Consider the following 22,358-nt stretch of genomic DNA (forward strand, 5'->3'; position numbering starts at 1 on the left):
ATGCAAGACGACGATTTCATTCTTCACCGCCTGGCGGACGCCGTGAACCGGCGGGAACGCCTGGTGTGGCGGGGCCGGCACCTGAACACCGTGTTCCTGCTGGAGTGCGGCGACGCCGCCTACCTGATCACGGTGGCCTCGGGCCGCATACAGGACGTGCGCCGCGGCCCCTTCGTCATGCCGCGCTGGCAGTTCGCCCTGCGCGCGGCCGCCGCCGACTGGGCGCAGTTCTGGCGCCCCACGCCGCCGCCCGGCTTTCATGACCTGATGGCGCTGGTGAAGTTCCGCCGCCTGCGCGCCGAGGGCGACCTCTATCCGCTGATGTCCAATCTCTTGTATTTCAAGGACGTGCTGGCCTGCCCGCGCGCCGAAGGAGCGACCCTGTGAATGCGCGACCCGCTGTCTTCGAGCCGATCGTCGGCCGCTATCTGCAATTGACGCTGGGCGGACGCCCGCATCGCGTGTACGTCGAGGAAGCCGGCAGCGGCACGCCGCTGCTATGCCTGCATACCGCCGGCGCGGACTCGCGCCAATATCGCGCGGTGATGAACGACCCCGGCATCCTGGAATCGTTCCGCGTCATCGCCTTCGACCTGCCCTGGCACGGCAAGTCCTCGCCGCCCGAAGGCTGGCACGAGGAAACCTACCGGCTGACGTCGCAGGACTACGCGCAGGCGATCATCGCGGTGGCCGATGCCCTGGAACTGGACCGGCCGCTGGTCATGGGCTGCTCCATCGGCGGGCGCATCGTGCTGCATCTGGCGCTGGAGCACGCAGACCGCTTCGGCGGCGCGATCGGCCTTCAGTCCGGCGCCCATGTGGATCCGTACTACGACCTGGAATGGCTGAACCGGCCCGACGTGCACGGCGGCGAAGTCTGCGCCGGCATCGTGTCGGGCCTGGTCGGCCCGGGCAGCCCCGACAAGCATCGCTGGGAAACCCTGTGGCACTACATGCAGGGCGGGCCGGGCGTGTTCAAGGGCGACCTGCATTTCTACACGGCCGACGGCGACATCCGCGACCGCGTGGCCGGCATCGACACCCGGCGTTGTCCGCTTTGGCTGCTGACCGGAGAATACGACTATTCCTGCACGCCGCAGGACACCGAATTCCTGGCCGGGCGCATCCAGGGATCGCAATGGCAGATCATGGAAGGCATGGGCCACTTTCCCATGAGCGAAGACCCGGACCGCTTCCTGGGCTACCTGCGCCCGGTGCTGGCGCAGGCGGCGCAGGCCCGCCGGCCCAGGTAGCCGCTGCGCGCCGCGGGGCCCCGGGTCAATCCGCCTGCGGCTCCGGCGCCAGCAGCGCCTGCAGCAGTTCATCCACCGGCCGTGCAAGCTGGGCGCTATCGCGCACGCACACATAGAACTGGCGCTCGGCCCAGTCATCGCGCAGGCGCAGCAGCGCCAGACCCATCGACGCCAGGTAATGGCGCGCGATGCCCTCGGGCACCACGCCGATGCCCAGGCCCTCGCGGATCATGCGGCAGCGGGTCTCGAAGTTGGACACCTGCAGCTTGACGTTGGGCGGCCGCGACAGCGTCTGCCCCGCATAGGCCAGGAACTGGTCCAGGGAATGGCGAGGGAAATAGCCCAGCAGGTCGTAGTCCAGCGCCTCTTCGAGGTACAGCTCGGACCGGTCGGCCAGCGCGTGGCCCAGCGGCACCACCAGGCCCACCCGGTCGCGCCGGAATGGAAACGAGGCCACGCCCGGCATGGGATGGTCCGCGTGATAGATGCCGATATCCACCGAGGCCTCCGCGACCATGCGCGGAATGTCATAGCTGTGACCCTCCAGCAAATCCACGCTGACGTCGCTGCGGTCCGCCAGGAACCGGCCCATCACGCCTGGCAGGAACTGCAGGATGGTCGACGGATTGGACGCCAGGCGGATCTTCGCCTGGCCGTTCAGGGAATAGCCGTTGATGGCCTGCTCGGTCAATTGCACGCTGCGCAGGATGGCCTTGGCGCGCTGGTACAGCAACGCGCCCGCCGGCGTGGGCTCGACGCCGCGCCCGTGGCGGTGCAGGAGCGTGCGGCCCAGGTGCCGCTCCAGCTCGGCCACGCGCTTGCTTGCCGCGGAAGTCACCAGGTTTTCGCGTTCGGCCGCTTTGGACAGGCTCTTTTCCTCGACGGCCGCGACGAAGATTTCCAGCGCTGGGATGTCTAGCTTTTTCATGGGGGCAATATACCGTGGCGGGCACTGTCGCCGTGCGGCCGGATGTGCCGGCGGACCAATTCCAGCATCGGCGCGAGCAGCGGCCCGTCGGCCGTCAGCGAATACATGCACTGCACATGCGCCGCGATATCGGTGGCAATCGGCCTGAAGGCGACGCCATGCGTGCCCGTGCGCGCCAGGCACTCGGGCACGACCGCGATGCCCATTCCGATGGACACGAACGACACCGCGGTCAGCCATTGGCTGACCTGGTGCTCGATGCGCGGCACGAATCCGGCTTCCGCGCAGATCGACAGAATCGTGTCGAAATAGAACGGCGACGACTCCCGGTTGAAGATGATGAAGTTCTCGTCCCGGAAGCTTTCGATGCGCACCGGCCCGTCCGGCACCCGGTATGACGAAGGAATGCAGACCAGGAACTGCTCGCGAAAGAGGTTGACGCAGCCGATGCGCGGGCTGTCGTGCTGCACCAGCGAATGCGCGAACCCCATGTCCAGGTCGCCGCGCTGGATGCTGTCGCGCTGGCGGATGGTCGACATTTCGTGCAAACAGACCTGCACGTCGGGATGGGCCTGGCCGAATGCCTGCATCAGGTCGCCCAGGCCTCGATAGATCATCGATGCATGGAAGCCGACGTTCAGCCGCCTGCGCAGCGCGCCATCGAAGGCGCGCATTTCGTCGAAGGATTGGGAGGCCTGCGTGATCAGGTTGCGGGCGCGGAAATGGAAAGCCCGGCCTGCATCAGACAATTCAACATTGCGGCTGTTGCGCAGGATGAGCTTTTGGCCGAGGAACGATTCCAGTTGCTGGATGGCCACGCTGAACGGCGGCTGCGACACGTTGCAGCGCGCGGCCGCCCTGCTGAAGCTCAATTCTTCGGCCAGCGCCACGAAGTACCGCAGGTGGCGCAATTCAATCGCTTCTTTGTGCATGGCGGATCAGGCTTGGGTCAGCATGAAAACGCCATTGGCAATGGCGATCTTGTCTCCTTCGGAATCATAAACCACCCCGCTCGCGAAACAGGTGCGGCTGCCGCGGTGTTCGCAGCGGCACTCGGCGATCAACGTCGAGCGTCCGGGCTTGAGGAACTTGGTCGACAGATCCAGGGTGGCCACGCGCCAGCGCAGCGGATCATGCGCCCGCACCGCGGCCGCCAGCGTGAAATCCAGCAACGCCACGATGGCCGGCCCGCTGATCGTTCCCGCGGCATTCAGGAAGCGGTCGGACCACGGCAGGATGGCGGTCGCCGCGTCTTCGGACAGCGCGTGCGCCCGCAGGTCGAACAGGTCTACGAGCGGCGCGCGCACGCCGAAGAAGGTGCCGTCGTCCAGGTTCATGGCACGGGGTATCCGTAGTATTTCAGCACCTCGGGCGGCCGCGCCGGCCCGGGTTCGAAGAGCTCCAGCAATACGCGGTCCGGCGCTTCCAGCATGAAATAGCCTCCCCCGTCGGACTCCCGTATGCCTTTGGGGATGTGCAGGCCCGCCTGCACCATGCGCTGGTACAGGTCCCGCAGGCCCGCGACCTGGATGCCCAGATGGTGGACCGCGTTGCGCGGCGCCGGGTCGATCTGCTTTTCGTAGAGGTGCATGGCCCCCACCCCGATCTTCATGAATACGTTCCGGGTGCCCGCGAATACACCGTCCCAGGCGACCTCCGCGTCGAACCAGCGCCGGTAGAACGCCACGGCCACGTCAATGTCCGCGCAGATCACGTGGGGATGGTGCATGTGATACCGCTTGGCCGAGCCATAGGGATAGCGCAGCGCCTGCGTCGAGTCGGTCATGGCGTCAGGCTCCGGGAAAAACCGGCGGCGCATGCCGGTACGTTGCGGGCGTGTCCGACAGGCGGATCGGCGATGCGATCCCCTGATAGCCCTGCTCCATCTCGACCAGCAGCCCCATGTGGCGCGTGTGCGGGTCCTCCAGCACGTCCTGGACGCTGCCGATGGGCGCGGCCGGCACGCCGTCGTTGACCAGCGCGCGCACCAGCGCACGCCCGTCGGCGGCCTGAAGCGCCTGCGCCAGCAGCGGCCGCAGCAGCGCCCGGTGCACCGAGCGCGCCGGGTTGGTGGCATAGCGCGGGTCCGCCGCCAGCGCCTGCAGCCCGAGATGCCGGCACAGCGTGCGGAATTGCGCGTCGTTGCCTACCGCCAGGTAAATGCTGGCGGTGGCGGTGTCGAAGCTGTCGTAGGGATAGATGTTCGGATGCGCGTTGCCGGTCGGCGCCGGGCACACGCCCGCGCCAAAGAAATTGGACGTGTGCGGATGCAGCATGGAGATGGCGTTTGCATACAGCGTGGTCTCGACGAACTGTCCGAATCCGGTGACTTCCCGCGCCCGCAGCGCCAAGAGGACGCCGATGGCCGCGTTCAGGCCCGTCGTCATGTCCACGACCGGAAGCCCGACGCGCAGCGGCCCCGATTCGGCGCTGCCGTTCACACTCATCAGTCCGCATTGGGCCTGGATCGCCGTGTCATACGCCGGCAGGCCGCCATAGGGGCCGTCCGGCCCGAATCCCGACACGCGGCAGTGCACCAGGCGCGGAAAGCGGCGGACAAATTCGTCCGGCTGCCAGCCCCATTTTCCGAGCGTGGACGGTTTGAAGTTTTCGATCAGGACGTCCGCGTCCGCGAGCATCCGCAGGAAGCGGTCCCGCTCGGCGTCGATCGTCAGATCGAGCACCACGCTGCGCTTGTTCCGGTTGGCGCCGGCAAAGTACGCCGCGTTCGGCCCCAGGTCTGGCGGCCCCCACTTGCGCGTGTCGTCGCCCGACGGTCCCTCCACCTTGATGACGTCCGCCCCGTGATCGCCAAGAATCTGGCCGCAATACGGGCCTCCCAGCACGCGGGAGGCGTCGATGACCTTGATGCCGGTCAGTGCCCCGAAGCGCAAATCCATACAGTTCCTGTGTCGAGTTCGTTATCAGCCGCCAAAGCCGGCGCTTCGGAAAATTCTAGGATTGGCGCGGCGCCGTTCGATACGAACTGCGTATGGCTGCATTCGAAGATCGAATCATTGACCACGCGGGGCCTGCCTATCATTCATCACCACACATGGTGAGGAGACAAAAAATGAAAAAGCGCTTGATGGCCCTGCTCTGCTGCGCGACGGCCGCTGCCGTTCCCGCGGCCCATGCCGAGGCCCGCTTTCCGGCGCGCGCGGTGACCTTCGTGGTGCCGTATCCGCCCGGCGGCCCCGCCGACCTGCTGGCGCGCGCCGTCGCGAACAAGATGAGCGAGCTTGCCGGACAGTCGGTGATCGTCGAGAACCGGGCGGGCGCAAGCGGCAACATCGCGGGCGACTATGTGGCGCGGGCGGCGAAAGACGGCTACACCCTGCTGTTCGGCTCCTCGCCGGTGCTGGTGATCAATCCCGGCCTGTACCGCAACCTGAAGTTCGATCCGCTGAAAGACTTCGAGCCCATTGCCGACTTCGGCAGCCTGCCCAATGCGGTGCTGATCAACCAAAGCCTGCCGGTATCGTCCGTCCAGGAGCTGATCGCCTACAGCCGCAAGGACAACGCGACATTCGCGTCGGCCGGCAGCGGCGGCACCACCCACCTGGCGGGCCTGCTGTTCGCCCGCTCGGCCGGCGTGCCGCTCACCCATATTCCGTACAAGGGGTCCGCTCCCGCGCTGCAGGCGCTGCTGGGCAACCAGGTGACGATGACGTTCACCGACGTCTACACCGCCTTCCCGTACATCGAAGCGCAGAAGCTCAAAGTGCTGGGCGTGACGTCGGCCAGCCGCTCCGACCTGCTTCCCCAGGTGAAGACACTGCAGGAGCAGGGCATGAAGGACATGGATGTGAATGTCTTCTTCGCGCTGGTCGCGCCCAAGGGCATTCCCGAGGAAGCCCGCCAGCGGCTGGAGCAGCTGTCGCGGGACGTGCTGGCCGACAAGGCGGTGCGGACGCAGTTCCAGTCGCGCGGGCTGCTGCTGCCCCAGGACCCGTCCGGAGCGGCCCTGGGCAGGAAGATGACGGCGGAAACGGCGACGTGGAAGAAGCTGATCCAGGAAACGGGTGCGGCGATTGACTGACGCTGCAGCTTTTCCGCACGCGCCCCCCGACCACGAGCGGCGCCGCGCCCTGGTGCACACGCTTGCGCAGGCCCGCCGTCTGGGCCGCCAGGTGCAGGACGTGGAGGATCTGTATCCGATCGCCGGCGAGGAGCAGGCGTTTCGCCTGATGCTGGACGTCGCGCGCGAGGTCGGATGGGAAAGGCGGGGCTGGAAGATCGCGGCGACCAATCCCCTGCTGCAGCAGAAGCTGCGCACCAAAGGTCCGGTGTGCGGCGCCACGTTCAGCCGATTCCATGTGCCCGCCCCGGCCATCCTGCGCCGCGACGAACTGCTGGACCCGGTCATCGAATGCGAGTTCTTCTTCACGCTGGGACAGGCGCTGCCGCCGCGGCCGCTTCCCTACGCCGAGGACGAAGTCGCCGCCGCCGTGTCCGCCGTGAACCTGGGCATCGAAGTGGCGGAATGCCGCTACCCGCGACGCGCGCTGCCCTCTGCCTGGCACGTCTACGCAGACGGGTTTGCGTCGGGGCGCTACCTGCACGGTCCGGTCCTGCCCCGGTGGCGCGCCCGCCTGGACGCGGGCATCGGCGTGACTTTGCTGCGCAACGGCGTACCGCTCGGACAAGGATCCTCGCATGATGTCATGGGGCATCCGCTGCGCGCGGTCGTGTGGCTGGCAAACCGGCTGCGCCTGGCGGGCATTGCATTGCACGTGGGCGACACCATCAGCTCCGGCTCGTGCAACATCCTGGCCTCGGCGCGCGCAGGCGACCGGTTCACGGCGCAATTCCACGGAGCGGGAGACGTCTGCCTGGAGGTGGTGTGAAGGGCTTCGGACCGCGATCCTGACCAAGCTGCGTTAAGCTCCCCGCCTCGCATCCCTGACGGACCCCGCCCGATGACCAAAACCTGCGCCCTGCTCTGCGCGCTGTTCCCCGCCCTGGCCCACGCGGCATACGTTCCCGACCCGACCGAAGCGGCAGTGCTGGAGGCGGTCGTGCGCGACGAGGTCCGGGCATTCCTGCGCGGCGAGGGCAGCGTCATCGCCGGTTCGCCCGAGCTCGCCACGGTCCGGCCGGACCGGCCGGAAGCGGCCGCTGCCGCAACGCAGGCGGCAGCCCGGCTGAAGTCGGACATCGCGGCGTTTCACCAGGGCAAGCCCACCGATATCCGGGTGTCGACGCTTGCGGTCAACGTGGCCATGTATTCCCGCCTGCTGCCGGCCGACCATGGCTGCCCCGACGACATGGACAAATGCCGGCAGTCGCTGCTGGCGACAAACGGGTCCGGCAAACGCAATGAAGTCCTGGCAAGCGTCTTGAAGCAGTTCCAGGCCGCCGGCCTGGACCTCAGCCCCTTTGAAGCGCTGCGCCAGCCCGCCAGCCAGGGCCGCTAGGGCCGCGCCAGGGACTCGGCCAATTCCAGCGCGCGCGCCAGGAATGCCGATGCGTCATCCTTGCGGTAACTGACAATCACCGGCGACACGAATGTGTCGGCCTCGATCCGCACATGGGCCACGTCCTGGCGCTGCAGCCGATGCACCGACGCCGGCACGACGGTCACGCCCAGCCCCGCCGCCACCAGCCCGATTGCGGTCTGCAGTTCATTGGCCTCCTGGACCACCTGCAAAGAATGGCCGGCGGCGCGGAACAGGCCCAGCACGTGGTCCGCGTAATTCGGCCGGGGCCGCGCCGGATACAGGACGAACGGTTCGCGCGCCAGGCGTTCGACCGTGACGCTGCCCGTGCCGGCCAGCGGGTGATGCAAAGGCACCGCGGCCAACAGGGGTTCGGTCATCAGCACCCGGCGTTCAATGGCGGGATCATCCAGCAGGATGCGGCCGATGCCCAGGTCGATGCGGCCGGCCTTCAGGGCCTCGATCTGCGGCGAGGTGTTCATTTCGGTAAGGCCCACCTCGACCAGGGGATCGGCGCTGCGCAGAAGCCGGATCAGCTCCGGCACGAACCCATAGAGCGTGGACGGCACGAAACCGATGCCGAACCAGCGGCGCTGCGTCTGCCCCAGCCGGCGCGTGCCTTCCAGCACTTCTTCCAGCCGGGCCGTCAGCAGGCGCGACTGTTCCAGCAGGAAGCGGCCCGCTTCGGTCAGGCGCAGCGCGCGCGTGGTGCGCTCGAAGAGCACGACGCCCAACTCGTCTTCCAGTTGCCGGATCTGGCGGCTGAGGGGCGGCTGGGCGATGTGGAGCCGGGCGGCGGCCAGCGTGAAACTGCCTTCCTCGGCCACCGCCTGGAAATAGCGCAGATGCCTGAGTTCCATGATTGATTCAGACCCAAAAGGTATCAATAGAGACCCATATAGTCTTGGACTGCCTGGAAAAAGGCAAGCGATACTGCCGTCATCGTTCAACCCCCGGCCATGAAAGTATGAATGCGGTCATTGGCGTCGCGGTCCAGGCCTTACGGGCAAACCCGCCGGCAATCCCCGCCCATCGACTGGCCGGCCAGCCCTGACGGCCGCTCCCCTTTGCCGGACGCGGCCCACAATAATTCAAGAAAAGACGGAGACAACCATGCGCATGCGCCATGTATTCAATCCCTTTGCCCGGGCGCTCGTGGCCCTGTCGCTGCTGGGCGGCGCGGCCGCCGCGCACGCGGAGGGCTACCCGGACCACCCGGTCAAGTGGATCGTGCCCTTCCCGCCCGGCGGCGCCATGGACAGCATCGCCCGCACGCTGGGCGAGTCGATGGGCAAGCAGCTCAACACGTCTTTCATCGTGGAGAACCGCGCGGGCGCGGGCGGCAACATCGGCGCGGCCAGCGTGGCGCGCGCCAAGCCGGACGGCTACACCATCCTGATCGTCGCCAACGGCATGGCGGTCAACCCGGCGCTGTACGCGGACCTGAACTACGACCCCATCAAGGACTTCGCGCCGATCTCGCTGCTGGCGGTGGTGCCCAACGTGCTGGTCACCAATCCTGCCCGCACCGGCGCCACCAGCGTGCAGGACGTGATATCCAAGGCCAAGGCCCAGCCCAACCACTACACGTACGCGTCGGCCGGCGTCGGCACGTCCATCCACCTGGCGGGCGAGCTCTTCGTTTCCATGACGGGCGTGGACATGCTGCACGTGCCCTACAAAGGCAGCGGCCCCGCCGTCGCCGATCTGCTGGGCGGCCAGGTGGACTACATGTTCGACAGCATCACGTCGGCCAAGCCGCACATCGCGAGCGGCAAGCTGCGCGCGCTGGGCGTGACGACCGCCAAGCGCTCGCCCGCGCTGCCCGACGTGCCGACCCTGCAGGAAGCCGGCGTGCCGGGCTACGAGCTGATGCCCTGGTTCGCCGCCTTTGCCCCCGCCGGCACGCCGCCCGAGGTGGTGGCCAAGCTGAACGAAGCCATGCGCAACGCCCTGGCCGAACCCAAGGTCAAGGCCACGCTGGACTCGATCGGCGCGGAATCCATCGGCAGCACGCCGGACGCGCTGCGCGATCACCTGGCCAAGGAAACGGCGCAGTGGAAGGACCTGGTCAAGGAACGCGGCATCAAGATCAACTAACGTGCCGTTCCAACGATGCGGCGGCATGGCGAAACGTGCCGGCGCATCCCTGGGCAGCTGACCGGGCCAGCCGTGCCCGGCGCGGGGATGCGGTATCGTCTGAATCACCCCCTCTTCGCGCAGGAAGCTCCATCATGGCTCTCAAGCATGCGGATCCCGGGCAGGTCATCGACCTGTCGCCCTACGGCGGCGATCTTGCCCGGAAGCAGTCGATAGCGCTCTTCAAGTCCCAGGACCTCGAGGTCATGCGGCTGGTGCTGCTGGCCGGCAAGACGATGCCTTCCCACGACGTCGCCGGGGAAATCACGATCCAGTGCCTGGAAGGCAGCGTGGAAGTCGCCGCGGAAGGCGCGACACAGGTGCTGTACCCCGGTCACCTGATGTACCTGCCAGGCCGCGCGCCCCATGCGCTCTTTGCGCTGGAGGATGCGTCGGTGCTGGTGACAGTGGCGCTCAGGCGCGAATAGCGGCTGGCGGCCACGGCCGGTTGCCGTGCGACCGGCCGCCGGACTCCCGCCCGGTCCGCCGCTAGACCGCGTCCGCGCGCGGTTCAAGCATTCTTTGATACGCGTTGTAGTAGCAGGCGGCCGCCGCGCGGGCATGGCCGAGCATGCGAGCGCGCACGAGCTCGGTGTCGCCGGACAGGAACGCTTCATACAGCCCCCGCATCCCGTCCAGGATGATGCTGCGCACCTCCTGGTCGCCCATCGTGACCAGGCGCACTACCTGCACGTGGTCGATGTAGCGCGAAATCGTCCCGGCAAGCTCGCGGTTGGGCACCATGGTCAGCCAGACCCACCGGAATTGCGCATTGCTGCGCATGAATTCATCGAGATCGCCGGCGGCGTGCGCGGCTTCGGCGTGCTCCAGCGCGGACTTCATGTCGGACAGCCCCTTGGGGTCCGCATGCACCGACGCCGAGGCCGCGGCGGCGGGTTCGAGCAAGGTGCGGATCTCGAAGATCTCGTTCATCTCGGCCAGCGTGAACCTGCGCAGGACAAAGCCACGCGCGGTGCCTTCGAGCAGGCCCTCGCTCTTCAATTGCATCAGGGCTTCGCGGACCGGCATGCGCGAGACATGCATTTCCTGCGCGATGTCGTGGTCCACCAGGCGGTCGTCCAGGCGGATCAGTCCCATCTGGATGCGCTGCCGCACGATGCCGTACACCCGTTCGCGCAGGTTGGGCTTGCGCGCTTCGTTGCTGATGTTCTTGTTCTTTGACTTCATCTCCGCCTGCCTGCACTTATTCGTTCTTTGCCTGGAATTCACAACAGGGCGCGCCCATGCTGGCGCAGCGCACTTCACGATAGGACCGCGATTCGCCCGTCACCAGCGCGCTTACGGCTTCGAGCATACCCGTAATCGCATGGCATACCGGGCTGTCGCGCGTGGCCGCGGCCACCGCGAAGGGGCTGCTGTCGACAGCCAGCGTCAGCGCGCCGGCAGCGTCGTTTCCGAAGCGCCAAACGCCCCATCCCAGATCGGCCGCCGACTCGGCCATGACCCGCAGCAGGCCGGCCGCATCGGCGGCGCCGCCGGCCTGGTAGGCACGCGCGGAGGCGCCGCCGTTCGTGCGCACCGACGTCTGCAGGCTGTCCAGCGCCTGCCCGCGCTGTCCGGGCGGCAGGCGGGCGAACAGCCCCATCAGCACGTCTGCGCGGAGCATGACATAGCGGCGGTCGGCGTCCAGGATGGCGCCCGCGTCCTGGTCCCATTTCAGGCGTTCCTGCAGCTTTCCCATTCGATTTTCTCCTGTCGCGCCCAGGCCCCTGCCGCGGAAACCCGCTAGGGTTATCCCTGAACAATATATTTATTTCTTAGCCACTAACTCGCTGATATTAGGGTAAATAATTAGTTTAAATATCAAATGTTAGTGATTAAATCGCCAACAGTATACTGTTTGCACCCGGCTTGGCCGCGTGCTTTTGCAACGATTCCGACATCGGAGGCCGTTCATGGTTGACGCTTGGTGGGTACGATGGTTTGGCAGGGTCTTCGCGGCCTGTCTCTTGTCTGTGTGGGGCGGCCTGGCCGCATCGGCGGCGTGGGCGCAGGCGGCACCCGCCCAGCCGCCCCAGGAACTGAAAATTGCGTATCCGGTGGACGTTCCGTCGTGGGACCCGACCGCCGTCACTTTCCCGGCCGGCCAGTCGCTGTTCAAAGCCGTCTTCGATTCGCCGCTCTTCATCGATGGCGACCTGAAGCTGCAGCCGGCGCTGGTCAAGAGCTGGCGCTGGGTGGATGACAAGAACATGCGCCTGGCCATCGTGCTGCGCGACGGCGTGACGTTCCATGATGGTTCCCCGCTCACCACGGAGGATTTCAAGTTCAGCTTCCTGGATCGTCCCAAGCAGGACAAGCGCCTGGCGATCAACGGCTTCTTCGGCTCGTTGCAGGACGTGGAGATCAGCAGCCCGACCGAAGCCACGATGGTGTTCTCGGCGCCCACGCCCACCGCGCCCAACTACCTGGGCTTCCTGACCTCTTACATCCTGCCCAAGGCCTACCTGCAGAAGGTGGGCGAGGACGGGTTCCAGGCCGCCCCGATCGGCGCCGGCCCCTACAAGATCGCGCGCTATGAACGCGGATCGCGCGTCGTCCTGGAGGCCTACGACAAATACTGGGGCGCCCAGCCCGCGATCAAGCGGGTGGTGTTCGAGTTCGTGCCGGACACCTCCGCGCGGGTGGCGATGCTGGAATCGGCCAGGGCCGACGTGGCCGTGCAGATCCCGCTGCGCGAGGTCAACCGCCTGAACAAGCAGCCCGCGCTGAAGGCCGAGGTCTATCCCTACAGCGAAATCTTCATCCTGCAGATCCCCAGCTATGTTCCGGAATTCCAGAACGAGCATGTGCGGCGCGCCCTGCATCTGGCGATCAACAAGCAGGCCATATCCAAGGCTTTCTATGCCAATGTGGCCAAGCCGATCTCGGTGCTGGCCACCCCGGGTTCGCCGGGCGACGTGTCCGGGTACAGCTACGCCTTCGACAAGGCGGCCGCCCAGGCCGAGCTGGCCAAGGCCGGCTACGGGCCGGACAAGCCCCTGAAGATCCAGTTCCTGTCGACCAACAACACCTTCCCCAGCGACTACGAAATGGCCCGCGCCATCGTCCAGATGTGGTCGCAGATCGGCGTGCAGGCGGACCTGCAGGAAATCACGCTGGCCAAGTACCTGGAGCTGAGCCATTCGTCCAAGGTGCCCGGCGTGATGTTGTACAGCTGGGCCAACGCGACCGGCGACCCGGAAATTTTCGCCGGCAAGATCCTGGATCCCCGCCTGCGCTTTTCCACGTGGAAGGAGCCCGAGCTCGCCAAGACCATCGATGCGCTGGCCGCCCAGGCCGACCCCGCCAAGCGCTTCGAGGGTTACCGCGACCTGGCGCGCCAGGCGACGGAGCACGCATGGAGCCTGCCCCTGCTGCAATCCGTGGCCACGGTGGCGTCCAAGAAGGCCGTTGACATGCAGGTCTACCAGACCGGATACATCCTGCCCGCGGCCTATCGCTGGAGCCACTGATGTGGGTGGCGCTGCTGTCCCATTTCACGCGCCGGCTGGCGGTCGCCGTGCCGACCATGCTGGCGCTTTCCATCGTGGTGTTCGTCGTGCTGCGGCTGTTGCCGGCGGATCCGCTGGGGATGATGCTGCCGCCCAGCGCCACCAGCGCCGAAGTCGAGGCCCTGCGCCACGCCATGGGACTGGACCGGTCGCTGCCCACGCAGTACGCCATCTGGCTGGGACAGGTGCTGCACGGCGACCTGGGCCGTTCCATCAGTTCGGGCGCGCCGGTCACCCAGCTGATCGCCACGACGCTGCCGGCAACGCTGGAACTGTCGTTCGTGGCGCTGATCATGGCGCTGGCGATCAGCGTGCCGGGCGGCCTGCTGCTGTACGTGCTGCATGACCGCCGCGGCGAGATGGTCGCCGATGCCGGCCTGGTGCTGCTGATTTCCATCCCCGGCTTCCTGTGGGGAATCTTCCTGATGCTGGCGTTCGGCGTCCATTGGCCCATCCTGCCCTTCTCGGGCCGGTTCAGCTCGGATGTCTACACATCGGGACCGTCGGGTTTCGTGCTGCTGGACTTCCTGCTGCAAGGCCGCTGGCAGGCCTGGGCCGACGCGGCGTCCCACCTGGTGCTGCCCGCCCTGGCGCTGGCGCTGGGCTTCAGCCCCCTGATCGTGCGGGTGCTGCGGGCAAGCTTGCTGGAAACCAGCCACGAGCAGTACGTGACGGTCGCGCGGCTGCGCGGACAACCGGAATGGCGGGTGATCCTTCGCCACATGCTGCGCAACGCCTTCCTGCCCACGCTGACGCTCATCGGGGTCCAGTTCGGCTTCCTGTTCGGCGGCACCCTGCTGATCGAAATGATCTTCTCCTTCCCCGGCCTGGGCAACATGATGGTCCAGGCCGTGCGCAACCACGACCTGCCCCTGATCCAGGGTATCTCGCTGGTGTTCTGCGCGGTGATCCTGCTGATCAACGCCAGCGTGGACTGCCTGTACGCCGTGATCGATCCCCGCCTGAGAGAATCCTGATGACTACGCTGAATGTACGCGCGGCGCCGTCCGCCTTCCGCGTTTCGGCCATGTGGAAGGCCTTGCGCGCGTCGCCCAAGGCCGCGCTGGGCGGGGCGATCGTGCTGGCGCTGCTGGCGATCGCCCTGTTCGCCCCGGCCATCGCGCCTAACGATCCGCTGGCCCAGGACCTGCTTTCGCCATTGCTGCCGCCCGCCTGGGCGCCCGATGGCATGGCGCAGTATCCACTGGGCACGGACAGCCTGGGCCGCTGCGTGCTGTCGCGGCTGATCTTCGGCACGCGCGTCGCGCTGTGGGTGGGCCTGTGCGCGGCGATGGGCGCGATGCTGGCAGGCACCGTGCTCGCGCTGGTCGCCGCCTACTTCGGCGGCCGCGTGGACAAGGGGATCGGGTACCTGGTGGACCTGTGGATGTCGTTTCCGCCCGTGGTGCTGTCCCTGATCCTGATGGTGGGCCTGGGAACCGGCGTGGGCAATGTGATCCTTTCCATCGTCCTGGTCGACTGGACGCGCTTTTGCCGGGTGGTGCGGGCCGAGGCGCTGAAAATCCGCCGCAACGACTATGTCACGGCGGCACGCCTGATGGGCTTCGGCCACATGCGCGTGATGCTGCGCGAAATGCTGCCCGGCCTGGTGCCGCTGATCCTTACCCTCTTCAGCCTGCAGATCGGCATCGCCATCATCGTCGAGGCCATTCTCAGCTTCGTCGGCCTGTCGGTGCCCGCGGACGTGGTGGCCTGGGGCGTGATGATCGCCGACGCGCGCACCACCATGCAGGAGGCGATCTGGACCCTGATCGCGCCGGTGACCGGCATCGTCCTGACAGTATTTGGATTCAACCTGCTCAGCGACGGCATGCGCCAGTTGCTGGACCCCCGCAAGCGCGGAAGGAACTAAGCCCATGTCGCTGTTGAGCTTGCGGGACCTGACCCTTACCGTGGACGTGGATGTGGACGGCCGGCGCCTGCCCGCCGCCGTGCTGCGCGGCATAGACCTGGATGTGCCGGAAGGCCGGATGCTGGGGCTGGTCGGCGAATCCGGCGCCGGCAAGAGCATGGTGGGCCGCATGGTGGCGGGCACCCTGCCGCCGGGGTTCCAGATCACCCGGGGAACGATCCAATTCCGCGGCGCGGACCTGAACCAGCTGGCCCCGGCGCAACGCCGCGACCTGCTGGGCAGGCAGATCGCGTTCATCCCGCAGGAGCCGCTTTCCGGCCTGAACCCGGCCCTGACGGTGCGCCAGCAGCTGTTCGAGCATCTGCGCCACGTGGGAATACCGGCGGCGCAACACGAAAGCTACGCCTGTGCGCGCTTGCAGGAAGTGGGCCTGGGCGACGCCGCCGCCATGCTGGCGCGATATCCGCACCAGATGTCGGGCGGCCAGTGCCAGCGCATACTGATCGCCATGGCGTTCTGCGGCGATCCGGCGCTGATCTTCGCGGACGAACCCACCACCGCCCTGGACGTCATCACCCAGGCGCAGATCATGCGCGTGCTGGCCGAACAGCAACGGCGCCACAAGACCTCGGTCGTGCTGGTCACGCACGACCTGCGGCTGGCCGCCCACGTCTGCGATGCCATCGCCGTGCTCTATGCGGGCGAAGTCGTGGAGTTCGGCCCGGCGCGGCAGGTCCTGGACGACCCGCTCCACCCCTACACGCGCAGCCTGAAGGAATCCGCGCCCGGGATGGAAGCGCCCACCAGGGCCCTGCGCACCCTGCCCGACTTCATGCCGGGCCTGCGCGACTTCGCGACGCTGCGCGGCTGCCGCTTTGCGTCGCGCTGCCCCTCGCGCCAGCCGGCCTGTTCCGAAAGCGGCATTCCCTTGCGGGACCGGGGCGGCGAACGCGCCGCGCGCTGCCTGCCCGCCATTCCCGCCTTGCGCGGCGTGGCCGACGACGACAGCGCGGCCTTCGCCGCCATGCGGACCGCTCCCGCCGCGTCCGGACGCGAGCCCGTGGTCACGCTGGACGGCGTCGCGCTGAGCTATCCCGGGCGCCCGCGCCTGCTGCGCCCCCGGACCCGGCTGCAGATCCTGGAACCCGTGTCGCTGTCGGTCGAGCCTGGAGAATTCCTGGGTATCGTCGGCGAAAGCGGCAGCGGCAAGACCAGTCTTGCCCGCCTGATGGCCGGCATGGTCGCGCCCACGGCGGGACGCATCGCCTACCCCGGTTCGACCGCCGCTGCGCGGCGCCCGTCCGGGACCGCGCCCTTGGCCGATCCGCGCGACGTGCAACTGGTGTTCCAGAACCCCGATTCGGCCTTGAATCCCCGTCGGCGGGTGGGATCGCTGGTGACGCAGATCCTGGAGGCGGCGCGGGGCGACGCGAACCCGGCGCAACGCCTGGCGCGCGCGCAACGCCTGCTGGCGTCGGTGGGCCTGCCGCCCGAGGCCGTGGACCGATTGCCTTCGCAATTGTCTGGCGGGCAGAAGCAGCGCGTGAACATCGCGCGGGCGCTTTGCGTCACGCCCCGCCTCATCGTGGCCGACGAGATCGTGTCGGGCCTGGACGTATCGGTGCAGGCGCTGATCCTGAACCTGCTGCTGCGGCTCAAGCAGGAATTGGGCATAGCGCTTGTCTTCGTATCGCACGACCTGGCGGTCGTCCGGTACCTGTGCACGCGCGTCCTGGTGCTGCACCGGGGCCGGGTCGTGGAACAGGGTCCGGTCGACCAGGTGTTCGACCGGCCGCAGCACGCCTACACCCGGGCGTTGATCGCGGCCGTGCCGCCCGATTCGGCGGGCCAGGACTGGGCGCCGATACCGCCATCCGCCGCCGCGCCCGCGGCTGCGCCCGCCACCGCATAAACCGAACATTGAAACGCATTGGAGACAGCATGACGGACGAATTTTCCCCGGAAGGCGTGGGGCGCCTGGTGGAACCGGATCGCGTGCATCGCGACCTGTACACCGATCCCGCGGTGTACGCCGCCGAACAGATGCGGTTGTGGACCCGTGCGTGGGTCTACGTCGGCCACGAAAGCCAGGTCCCCGCCGTGGGCGACTACTACACTACCGAGATTGCCGGCCAGTCGCTGGTCCTGCTGCGCAAGAGCCCCGACGAGGTCGTCGTGCTGATGAACCGGTGCGCCCACAAGGGCAGCCAGCTCGTGCACGAGCGCCAGGGCAACTGCGGAAAGGTGCTGCGCTGCCCCTACCACGCCTGGACCTACCGCCTGGATGGCTCGCTGCTGTCGATCCCGCTCAAGAACGACTACGAAGGCACGAACCTGGCCGCCTGCCCGTCCGGCAAAGGCCTGTCGTCGCCCGGCGGATTCATGAACTACAAGGGATTCGTGTTCGTGCGGATCAGCGAAGACGGACTGGATTTCGCCACCTATTTCGGCGAGGTCCTTGCCACCCTGGACAACATGGTGGCGCGGGCGCCCGACGGCCAGCTGTCGGTCCTGGGACCGCCCCTGCGCAACCGGATCGCCTGCAACTGGAAGCTCTACCTGGAGAACGTGAACGACACGGTGCATCCGATCTCCACCCACGAGTCGGCCGCCAGCGCCGCGAAGCAGGTTGCGGAAACCGTGCCCGAGGGCGCCGACACCGTGCTGGCCATGGAGCAGCTGCTGCCCTTCGGCGCGGGCTACAGCTTCTATTCGGAGATGGGCGCGCGCGTGCTGCCCCATGGGCACAGCGTATTGGGCACCAAGTTCAGCATCCACACCGGCTACGCGCCCCTGCCCGACTACCAGCAGGAACTCGAAGCGCTGCACGGCAAGGAGGATGCGCAACGGATCCTGCAGTTTTCGCCCCAGAACACCGTGCTCTATCCCAGCCTGGCGGCCAAGGCCTCGCCCATGATTCTTCGCGTAGTGCGGCCGCTGGCGGTAAACGAAACCCTGATCGAGATCTGGGCCTTTGCGCCCAGGACGGCGCCGGCGCGCCTGCGCCAGCGCGCCGCGTCGTACGCCCGGCTGGTGTTTTCGCCCATGTCCGTCGTCGCCCACGACGACGTCCATCTGTTCGAGAGCCAGCAGCGCGGCCTGCTCTGCGACGGCAACGAATGGCTCAGCCTGCACCGGGGCTACCGCGACGGCGAAATCGAGGCCGGCGCCGCATCGATGGACAGCGGCAACAACGAATGGGTCATCCGCAATCAGCATCGCGGCTGGTTGAACCTGATGGGAGACGCCGCATGAACACGACGCCGATGCCCGCGGATTGCGCAACAACGCCGGATGCCTTGAAGGCGTTCGTCTACCACGAAGCCATGCTGCTGGACACGCAGCGCTATGACGAGTGGCTGTCCCTGTACGCTGAAGACGGCCTGTACTGGATGCCGCTCGCGCAGGACCAGCCGCCAGGCGACCTGGCGCCTTCGCTGCTGTACGAAGACCTGCTGCTCTTGCGCCTGCGCATCCAGCGCTACGGCAATCCGCGCGCGCACTCCCTGCACCCGGCGGTGCGCGGGCTGCGCATCCTGCAGGCGCCCCAGCTGCTGGCAAGCGACGCCGACACTGGCCAGCACCAGTTGCGCACCCCGTTCCTGTATGTCGAAACGCAAGGCGATACGCAGCGGATGCTGGCGGCGACGGCCATCCACACGATTGAAGGCCGCCCTGGCCAGTTCAAGCTGCGGATGAAGAAGGTGGTGCTGCTGAACGCCGACGCCAGCCTGCCGGCATTTCAATTGCTGCTGTAGGGCACGTCAGGCGCGACGTATCATTGCGCCCATGACCGCCACCCTCGCCAACACCAGCAAGTTCCTCAGCTACGTCCTGCGCCACGCGCCGCAGGACATCGGCATCGCGCTCGACACCGAGGGCTGGACCGACATCGACACCCTGCTCCTGCAGGCCGCCGCCCATGGCCGCGAGATCAGCCGCGCGCAGCTCGATGACGTGGTGCAGACCAGCGAAAAGAAGCGCTTCAGCATCAGCGCAGATGGCCGCCGCATCCGTGCGGCCCAGGGCCATACGACCCAGGCCGTCGCTCTGGAACATCCCGTGCGCACGCCGCCCGACACGCTTTACCACGGCACCGCCACGCGCTTTCTCGACGCCATCCTGCGCGAAGGCCTCAAGCCGGGACAGCGCCACCACGTGCACCTGTCGGCCGAGATCGCCACCGCCACCGAGGTCGGCCGCCGCTATGGCACCCCGGTGATCCTGCGCGTCGATGCGAGAGCCATGCGGGCGCAGGGGCACAGCTTCCAGCAGGCCGACAATGGGGTGTGGCTGGCGGCGGCGGTTCCGCCCCAGTTCCTGGGCGAAGACGGGCAAGCTGGGCCAGGCTGAAATCCGGCCTCGGTTGGCGACTGCCCTACCCGCGCTTGCCCGCGTCCTGCAGCAGCTGGATGAACGCGCGGGTGAAGGCGGGAATGTCATCCGGCTTGCGGCTGGAAACCAGGTTGCCGTCGACGACAACCTCTTCATCCACCCATTCGGCTTCCGCGTTGCGCAGGTCGTCCTGCAGCGACGGCCAACTGGTCATCCTGCGCCCTTTCACCAGGCCGGACGAGATCAGCAGCCATGCGCCGTGGCAGATCACCGCGACCGGCTTGCCCGCATCGAAAAAGGCGCGAACCAGCTCCTGCGCCTTCGGCTGCATGCGGATCTCGTCGGCGTTGACCACCCCGCCCGGCAGCAGCAGCGCATCGAAGACTCCCGGCTCCGAGGCCGCTTGAAGAAATGTCAGGTCAACCGGAAACCGGTCGCCCGGCTTGTCATGATGCATCCCGAGGATCGGGTCCGTGCGCGCGGACACCAGCACGGTGCGCGCGCCTTCCTCATGCAGTCGATCACGCGGACCGGTCAGTTCCACCTGCTCGAAACCGTCCACGGCAAGAATTGCCACATTCACGTCGTCCAGTGTTGCCATGTCTGCTCCCGTTGCCGCCCCCCGCACCTGCGGCGCGCCGCGATCCGGGGCCCAGGCGCGCCGCACTGTCGCAGCAAGCGCCATGCCCGCGTCAAGGCGATACCCGGCCCCGGCGCAGCGGGGAAATCATGGGGCGCCGAGCAATCCGGCGCAGGCGGCCGGCAGGTCGTCGAAGCGAGACAGCAGCACGTCCGGGCCGAGTTCGGCCGCGGGAATTTCGGTGTAGCCAAAGTCCACCAGTACCAGCGGCGTGCCCGCGCCCCGGGCGGCGCCCGCGTCCGTGTCGGCGTCGCCGACCATGACCGTGCGGGCCAGGTCGCCGCCGACGGCCTGCACGGCTTCGATCAGGTGGGCAGGGTTCGGCTTCGCCGCCGAAACGGCGTCGATGCCGACCACGCCGTCGAACAGGCCCGCCATGTGCAACTTGGCCAGCAGGCTGCGCGACAGGCCGGTGGGCTTGTTGGTGCAGACGACCAGCAAGGCGCCGGCCGTCCTGAGCGTCTTCAACGCGTCGATCACGCCCGGGAACGGCCGGGTTTCGTCCGCGATATGGTCGCTGTAGTAGGCGATGAAGCTCCCGAACAGCGCGGCGGTGCGCGCCGCCGGTTCGGGTTCGCCGGCGGTTTCCAGCCCCCACTGCAGCAGCCAGCGCGCGCCCCGGCTGACATAGGGCCGGCCCCGGTCATAGGGCAAGGGCTGATAGCCGTGCGCGACCAGCACGGCGTTCACCGCGCCTATCAGGTCCGGCGCGGACTCGACGAGCGTGCCGTCGAGATCAAAGGCGATGGTGGCCCCGTCCAGGGCGGCAAGATCGGTCATGGTGGGACGCTCCTGTTCAGGCCGAAAGATCAGGCCGGGTGCGATAACCCCTAGCTTAGCGCCGAGCGGACTCGCCCCGTGCGCTGCCGCATCCATGGAAGTGGTCTTGCCGGCCCTGACCAGGAAAGGCAGAAAAATCCTTCCCCAAAACCTACCAATCGTAGGTTACCATTGGTAGGTATCAATTCACGCACGGAAGACCTTAGCCATGCACGCGCTCATCGTTGTCGCACATCCCGACCCGGCCTCCCTGACGCACGCCATCGCCAATCACGTGGCCCAGGGCGTCACCGCCTCCGGGCCGCAGCATTCCTTTGAAATGGCGGACCTCGCCTCGGAAGCGTTCGATCCAAGATTCACGCAGGCCGACGTGGCCCTGCACCTGACCAAAGAGCATCCGCCCGCGGACGTGGCCGCCGAGCACGCGCGCATCGATCGCGCCGATGCGCTGGCGCTGGTGTATCCCGTCCACTGGTGGTCGTTCCCCGCCCTGCTGAAGGGCTGGATCGACCGCGTGTTCACCAACGGCTGGGCCTATGACGCCAACCCGGACGGCGGCGTCGTCAAGAAGCTGCAGCGCCTGCAGGTGCACCTGATCGCCAGCGGCGGGGCCGACATGCGCACCTACGCCCGCCACGGCTACTTCGGCGCGATGAAGACGCAGATCGACCACGGCATCTTCGGCTATTGCGGGGCGCGCGTGGCCACGTCGGATTTGCTGGTATCGTCCGACGCCGGCTACCCGGCGGCGCATCTGGACGCTGCGCAGGCCATCGGCAAGCGGATCTTTGCCGCGCAGCCGTGAATCCGAACAAAGGACTGAACCCGATGCCCTCCCCCCCTGCCCCGCGGCGCCGGCTGTCGAAGGAAGAACGCCTGCGCCAGCTCATCGACGTTTCCTGGAAGCTGATCCGCGATGAAGGCACCGACGCCCTGACCCTGGGCCGGCTTGCCGAAGCCGCCGGCGTCTCCAAGCCCGTGGTCTACGAACACTTCGGCACCCGCAACGGCCTCCTGGCGATGCTCTACCAGGACTTCGACCTGCGCCAGACCGCGATCATCGACGACGCCATCGCCGCCAGCAAGCCCACGCTGAAAGACAAGGCCGGCGTCATCGCCACCCGGTATGTCGAATGCGTGTCGACGCAAGGGCGGGAAATCCCCGGCGTGCTGGCGGCGCTGACCGGATCGCCGGAACTTGCCGCCGTGAAGGCGCAGTACCAGCGCGTGTTCATCGAAAAGTGCCAGGCCATCCTTGCGCCTTTCGCCGGCCGCGAAGGCGTGTCGCCAGCAAATCTGTGGGGAATGCTCGGCGCCGCGGATGCGTTGTCGCAGGCGGCGGTGGATGGCGAAATCACGCAGGCGCAAGCTTGCGAGGAGCTGTTTCGGATCATTGTGGATATGGTCAAGCGCAGCCGCCAAGATCATCGCACCAGTATTTCCTGATCATTTCC

The 22,358-nt window shown here is 67.2% G+C and carries 26 protein-coding genes; 16 read left to right on the forward strand and 10 right to left on the reverse strand.

The window, feature by feature from the left end; translation table 11 throughout:
* Positions 1 to 387 (forward strand): hypothetical protein, encoded by a 387-nt coding sequence (locus tag ABE485_RS07605; RefSeq protein WP_346514690.1) that lies wholly within the window; start codon positions 1 to 3, stop codon positions 385 to 387.
* Positions 384 to 1,253 (forward strand): alpha/beta fold hydrolase, encoded by an 870-nt coding sequence (locus tag ABE485_RS07610; protein WP_346514691.1) that lies wholly within the window; start codon positions 384 to 386, stop codon positions 1,251 to 1,253. The genes ABE485_RS07605 and ABE485_RS07610 overlap by 4 nt, the downstream gene beginning before the upstream one ends.
* 25 nt (positions 1,254 to 1,278) lie before the next feature.
* Here the strand turns inward: ABE485_RS07610 and ABE485_RS07615 are convergent, their stop codons facing one another.
* The 5 genes from ABE485_RS07615 to ABE485_RS07635 are packed head-to-tail and all read right to left on the reverse strand — an operon-like array spanning position 1,279 to position 5,081.
* Positions 1,279 to 2,181: a LysR family transcriptional regulator gene (locus ABE485_RS07615; RefSeq protein ID WP_346514692.1), complete on the reverse strand. Its 903-nt coding sequence runs from the start codon at positions 2,179 to 2,181 to the stop codon at positions 1,279 to 1,281.
* Complete coding sequence (locus tag ABE485_RS07620; protein ID WP_346514693.1) at positions 2,178 to 3,113, reverse strand: LysR family transcriptional regulator; 936 nt, start codon at positions 3,111 to 3,113, stop codon at positions 2,178 to 2,180. Before ABE485_RS07620 ends, ABE485_RS07615 begins: the two co-directional genes overlap by 4 nt.
* A 6-nt stretch (positions 3,114 to 3,119) precedes the next feature.
* Positions 3,120 to 3,518, reverse strand: a complete 399-nt coding sequence (locus ABE485_RS07625; protein WP_346514694.1) for a PaaI family thioesterase — start codon at positions 3,516 to 3,518, stop codon at positions 3,120 to 3,122.
* On the reverse strand, positions 3,515 to 3,967 hold the full coding sequence (locus ABE485_RS07630; RefSeq protein ID WP_346514695.1) for a VOC family protein: 453 nt from the start codon (positions 3,965 to 3,967) through the stop codon (positions 3,515 to 3,517). The genes ABE485_RS07625 and ABE485_RS07630 overlap by 4 nt, the downstream gene beginning before the upstream one ends.
* A gap of 4 nt (positions 3,968 to 3,971) precedes the next feature.
* Positions 3,972 to 5,081, reverse strand: a complete 1,110-nt coding sequence (locus ABE485_RS07635) for a CaiB/BaiF CoA transferase family protein (RefSeq protein ID WP_346514696.1) — start codon at positions 5,079 to 5,081, stop codon at positions 3,972 to 3,974.
* Between the two features lie 173 nt (positions 5,082 to 5,254).
* Between ABE485_RS07635 and ABE485_RS07640 the strand changes: the two genes are divergently transcribed.
* The 3 genes from ABE485_RS07640 to ABE485_RS07650 all read left to right on the forward strand — a co-directional run bounded on the left by ABE485_RS07640 (position 5,255) and on the right by ABE485_RS07650 (position 7,601).
* A complete protein-coding gene (locus tag ABE485_RS07640; RefSeq protein ID WP_346514697.1) occupies positions 5,255 to 6,223 on the forward strand; it encodes a Bug family tripartite tricarboxylate transporter substrate binding protein in 969 nt (322 codons plus the stop codon).
* Entirely contained in the window at positions 6,216 to 7,031 is an 816-nt protein-coding gene (locus ABE485_RS07645; protein WP_346514698.1) for a 2-keto-4-pentenoate hydratase, read from the forward strand. Before ABE485_RS07640 ends, ABE485_RS07645 begins: the two co-directional genes overlap by 8 nt.
* 72 nt (positions 7,032 to 7,103) lie before the next feature.
* Positions 7,104 to 7,601, forward strand: coding sequence for a hypothetical protein (locus ABE485_RS07650; protein ID WP_346514699.1), 498 nt, complete (start codon positions 7,104 to 7,106; stop codon positions 7,599 to 7,601).
* Here the strand turns inward: ABE485_RS07650 and ABE485_RS07655 are convergent.
* On the reverse strand, positions 7,598 to 8,482 hold the full coding sequence (locus ABE485_RS07655; RefSeq protein ID WP_346514700.1) for a LysR family transcriptional regulator: 885 nt from the start codon (positions 8,480 to 8,482) through the stop codon (positions 7,598 to 7,600). The genes ABE485_RS07650 and ABE485_RS07655 overlap by 4 nt on opposite strands.
* Positions 8,483 to 8,735: 253 nt before the next feature.
* Between ABE485_RS07655 and ABE485_RS07660 the strand changes: the two genes are divergently transcribed.
* Both ABE485_RS07660 and ABE485_RS07665 read left to right on the forward strand, forming a co-directional pair.
* A complete protein-coding gene (locus ABE485_RS07660; RefSeq protein WP_346514701.1) occupies positions 8,736 to 9,722 on the forward strand; it encodes a tripartite tricarboxylate transporter substrate binding protein in 987 nt (328 codons plus the stop codon).
* Between the two features lie 134 nt (positions 9,723 to 9,856).
* On the forward strand, positions 9,857 to 10,189 hold the full coding sequence (locus tag ABE485_RS07665; RefSeq protein ID WP_346514702.1) for a cupin domain-containing protein: 333 nt from the start codon (positions 9,857 to 9,859) through the stop codon (positions 10,187 to 10,189).
* A 61-nt stretch (positions 10,190 to 10,250) separates the two neighbouring features.
* Here the strand turns inward: ABE485_RS07665 and ABE485_RS07670 are convergent, their stop codons facing one another.
* Complete coding sequence (locus tag ABE485_RS07670) at positions 10,251 to 10,949, reverse strand: GntR family transcriptional regulator (protein WP_346514703.1); 699 nt, start codon at positions 10,947 to 10,949, stop codon at positions 10,251 to 10,253.
* A 16-nt stretch (positions 10,950 to 10,965) separates the two neighbouring features.
* Complete coding sequence (locus ABE485_RS07675) at positions 10,966 to 11,463, reverse strand: 4-vinyl reductase (RefSeq protein WP_346514704.1); 498 nt, start codon at positions 11,461 to 11,463, stop codon at positions 10,966 to 10,968.
* Positions 11,464 to 11,677: 214 nt separating this feature from the next.
* On the opposite strand from ABE485_RS07675, the gene ABE485_RS07680 reads away from it, so the two are divergent.
* The 7 genes from ABE485_RS07680 to ABE485_RS07710 are packed head-to-tail and all read left to right on the forward strand — an operon-like array spanning position 11,678 to position 19,502.
* The gene (locus ABE485_RS07680; RefSeq protein WP_346514705.1) at positions 11,678 to 13,237 is read left to right on the forward strand and encodes an ABC transporter substrate-binding protein; all 1,560 of its coding nucleotides are present in this window, start codon (positions 11,678 to 11,680) and stop codon (positions 13,235 to 13,237) included.
* On the forward strand, positions 13,237 to 14,253 hold the full coding sequence (locus ABE485_RS07685) for an ABC transporter permease (RefSeq protein WP_346514706.1): 1,017 nt from the start codon (positions 13,237 to 13,239) through the stop codon (positions 14,251 to 14,253). Before ABE485_RS07680 ends, ABE485_RS07685 begins: the two co-directional genes overlap by 1 nt.
* The gene (locus tag ABE485_RS07690) at positions 14,253 to 15,149 is read left to right on the forward strand and encodes an ABC transporter permease (protein ID WP_346514707.1); all 897 of its coding nucleotides are present in this window, start codon (positions 14,253 to 14,255) and stop codon (positions 15,147 to 15,149) included. The genes ABE485_RS07685 and ABE485_RS07690 overlap by 1 nt, the downstream gene beginning before the upstream one ends.
* A gap of 4 nt (positions 15,150 to 15,153) precedes the next feature.
* Positions 15,154 to 17,061 carry an ABC transporter ATP-binding protein gene (locus ABE485_RS07695; protein WP_346514708.1) on the forward strand — a complete coding sequence of 636 codons (1,908 nt, stop codon included), beginning with the start codon at positions 15,154 to 15,156 and terminating at the stop codon, positions 17,059 to 17,061.
* A gap of 29 nt (positions 17,062 to 17,090) precedes the next feature.
* Positions 17,091 to 18,404: an aromatic ring-hydroxylating dioxygenase subunit alpha gene (locus tag ABE485_RS07700; protein WP_346514709.1), complete on the forward strand. Its 1,314-nt coding sequence runs from the start codon at positions 17,091 to 17,093 to the stop codon at positions 18,402 to 18,404.
* Positions 18,401 to 18,907, forward strand: a complete 507-nt coding sequence (locus tag ABE485_RS07705; RefSeq protein WP_346514710.1) for an aromatic-ring-hydroxylating dioxygenase subunit beta — start codon at positions 18,401 to 18,403, stop codon at positions 18,905 to 18,907. Before ABE485_RS07700 ends, ABE485_RS07705 begins: the two co-directional genes overlap by 4 nt.
* Positions 18,908 to 18,938: 31 nt before the next feature.
* The gene (locus ABE485_RS07710; protein ID WP_346514711.1) at positions 18,939 to 19,502 is read left to right on the forward strand and encodes an RNA 2'-phosphotransferase; all 564 of its coding nucleotides are present in this window, start codon (positions 18,939 to 18,941) and stop codon (positions 19,500 to 19,502) included.
* Between the two features lie 25 nt (positions 19,503 to 19,527).
* Here ABE485_RS07710 and ABE485_RS07715 read toward each other — a convergent pair whose 3' ends face one another.
* Positions 19,528 to 20,085, reverse strand: a complete 558-nt coding sequence (locus ABE485_RS07715; protein WP_346514734.1) for a type 1 glutamine amidotransferase domain-containing protein — start codon at positions 20,083 to 20,085, stop codon at positions 19,528 to 19,530.
* 126 nt (positions 20,086 to 20,211) lie between these two features.
* Positions 20,212 to 20,904 carry a phosphoglycolate phosphatase gene (gene gph / locus ABE485_RS07720; RefSeq protein WP_346514712.1) on the reverse strand — a complete coding sequence of 231 codons (693 nt, stop codon included), beginning with the start codon at positions 20,902 to 20,904 and terminating at the stop codon, positions 20,212 to 20,214.
* A gap of 208 nt (positions 20,905 to 21,112) precedes the next feature.
* Here gph and ABE485_RS07725 point away from each other — a divergent pair, with 208 nt between their 5' ends.
* Together ABE485_RS07725 and ABE485_RS07730 are read left to right on the forward strand one after the other, a co-directional pair.
* Positions 21,113 to 21,709: an NAD(P)H-dependent oxidoreductase gene (locus ABE485_RS07725; protein WP_346514713.1), complete on the forward strand. Its 597-nt coding sequence runs from the start codon at positions 21,113 to 21,115 to the stop codon at positions 21,707 to 21,709.
* A 23-nt stretch (positions 21,710 to 21,732) separates the two neighbouring features.
* Positions 21,733 to 22,350: a TetR/AcrR family transcriptional regulator gene (locus ABE485_RS07730; protein WP_346514714.1), complete on the forward strand. Its 618-nt coding sequence runs from the start codon at positions 21,733 to 21,735 to the stop codon at positions 22,348 to 22,350.
* Positions 22,351 to 22,358 lie beyond the last annotated feature (8 nt).

The sequence above is a fragment of the Achromobacter spanius genome, assembly GCF_039673305.1.
Taxonomy (GTDB): Bacteria; Pseudomonadota; Gammaproteobacteria; order Burkholderiales; family Burkholderiaceae_B; genus Achromobacter; species Achromobacter spanius_F.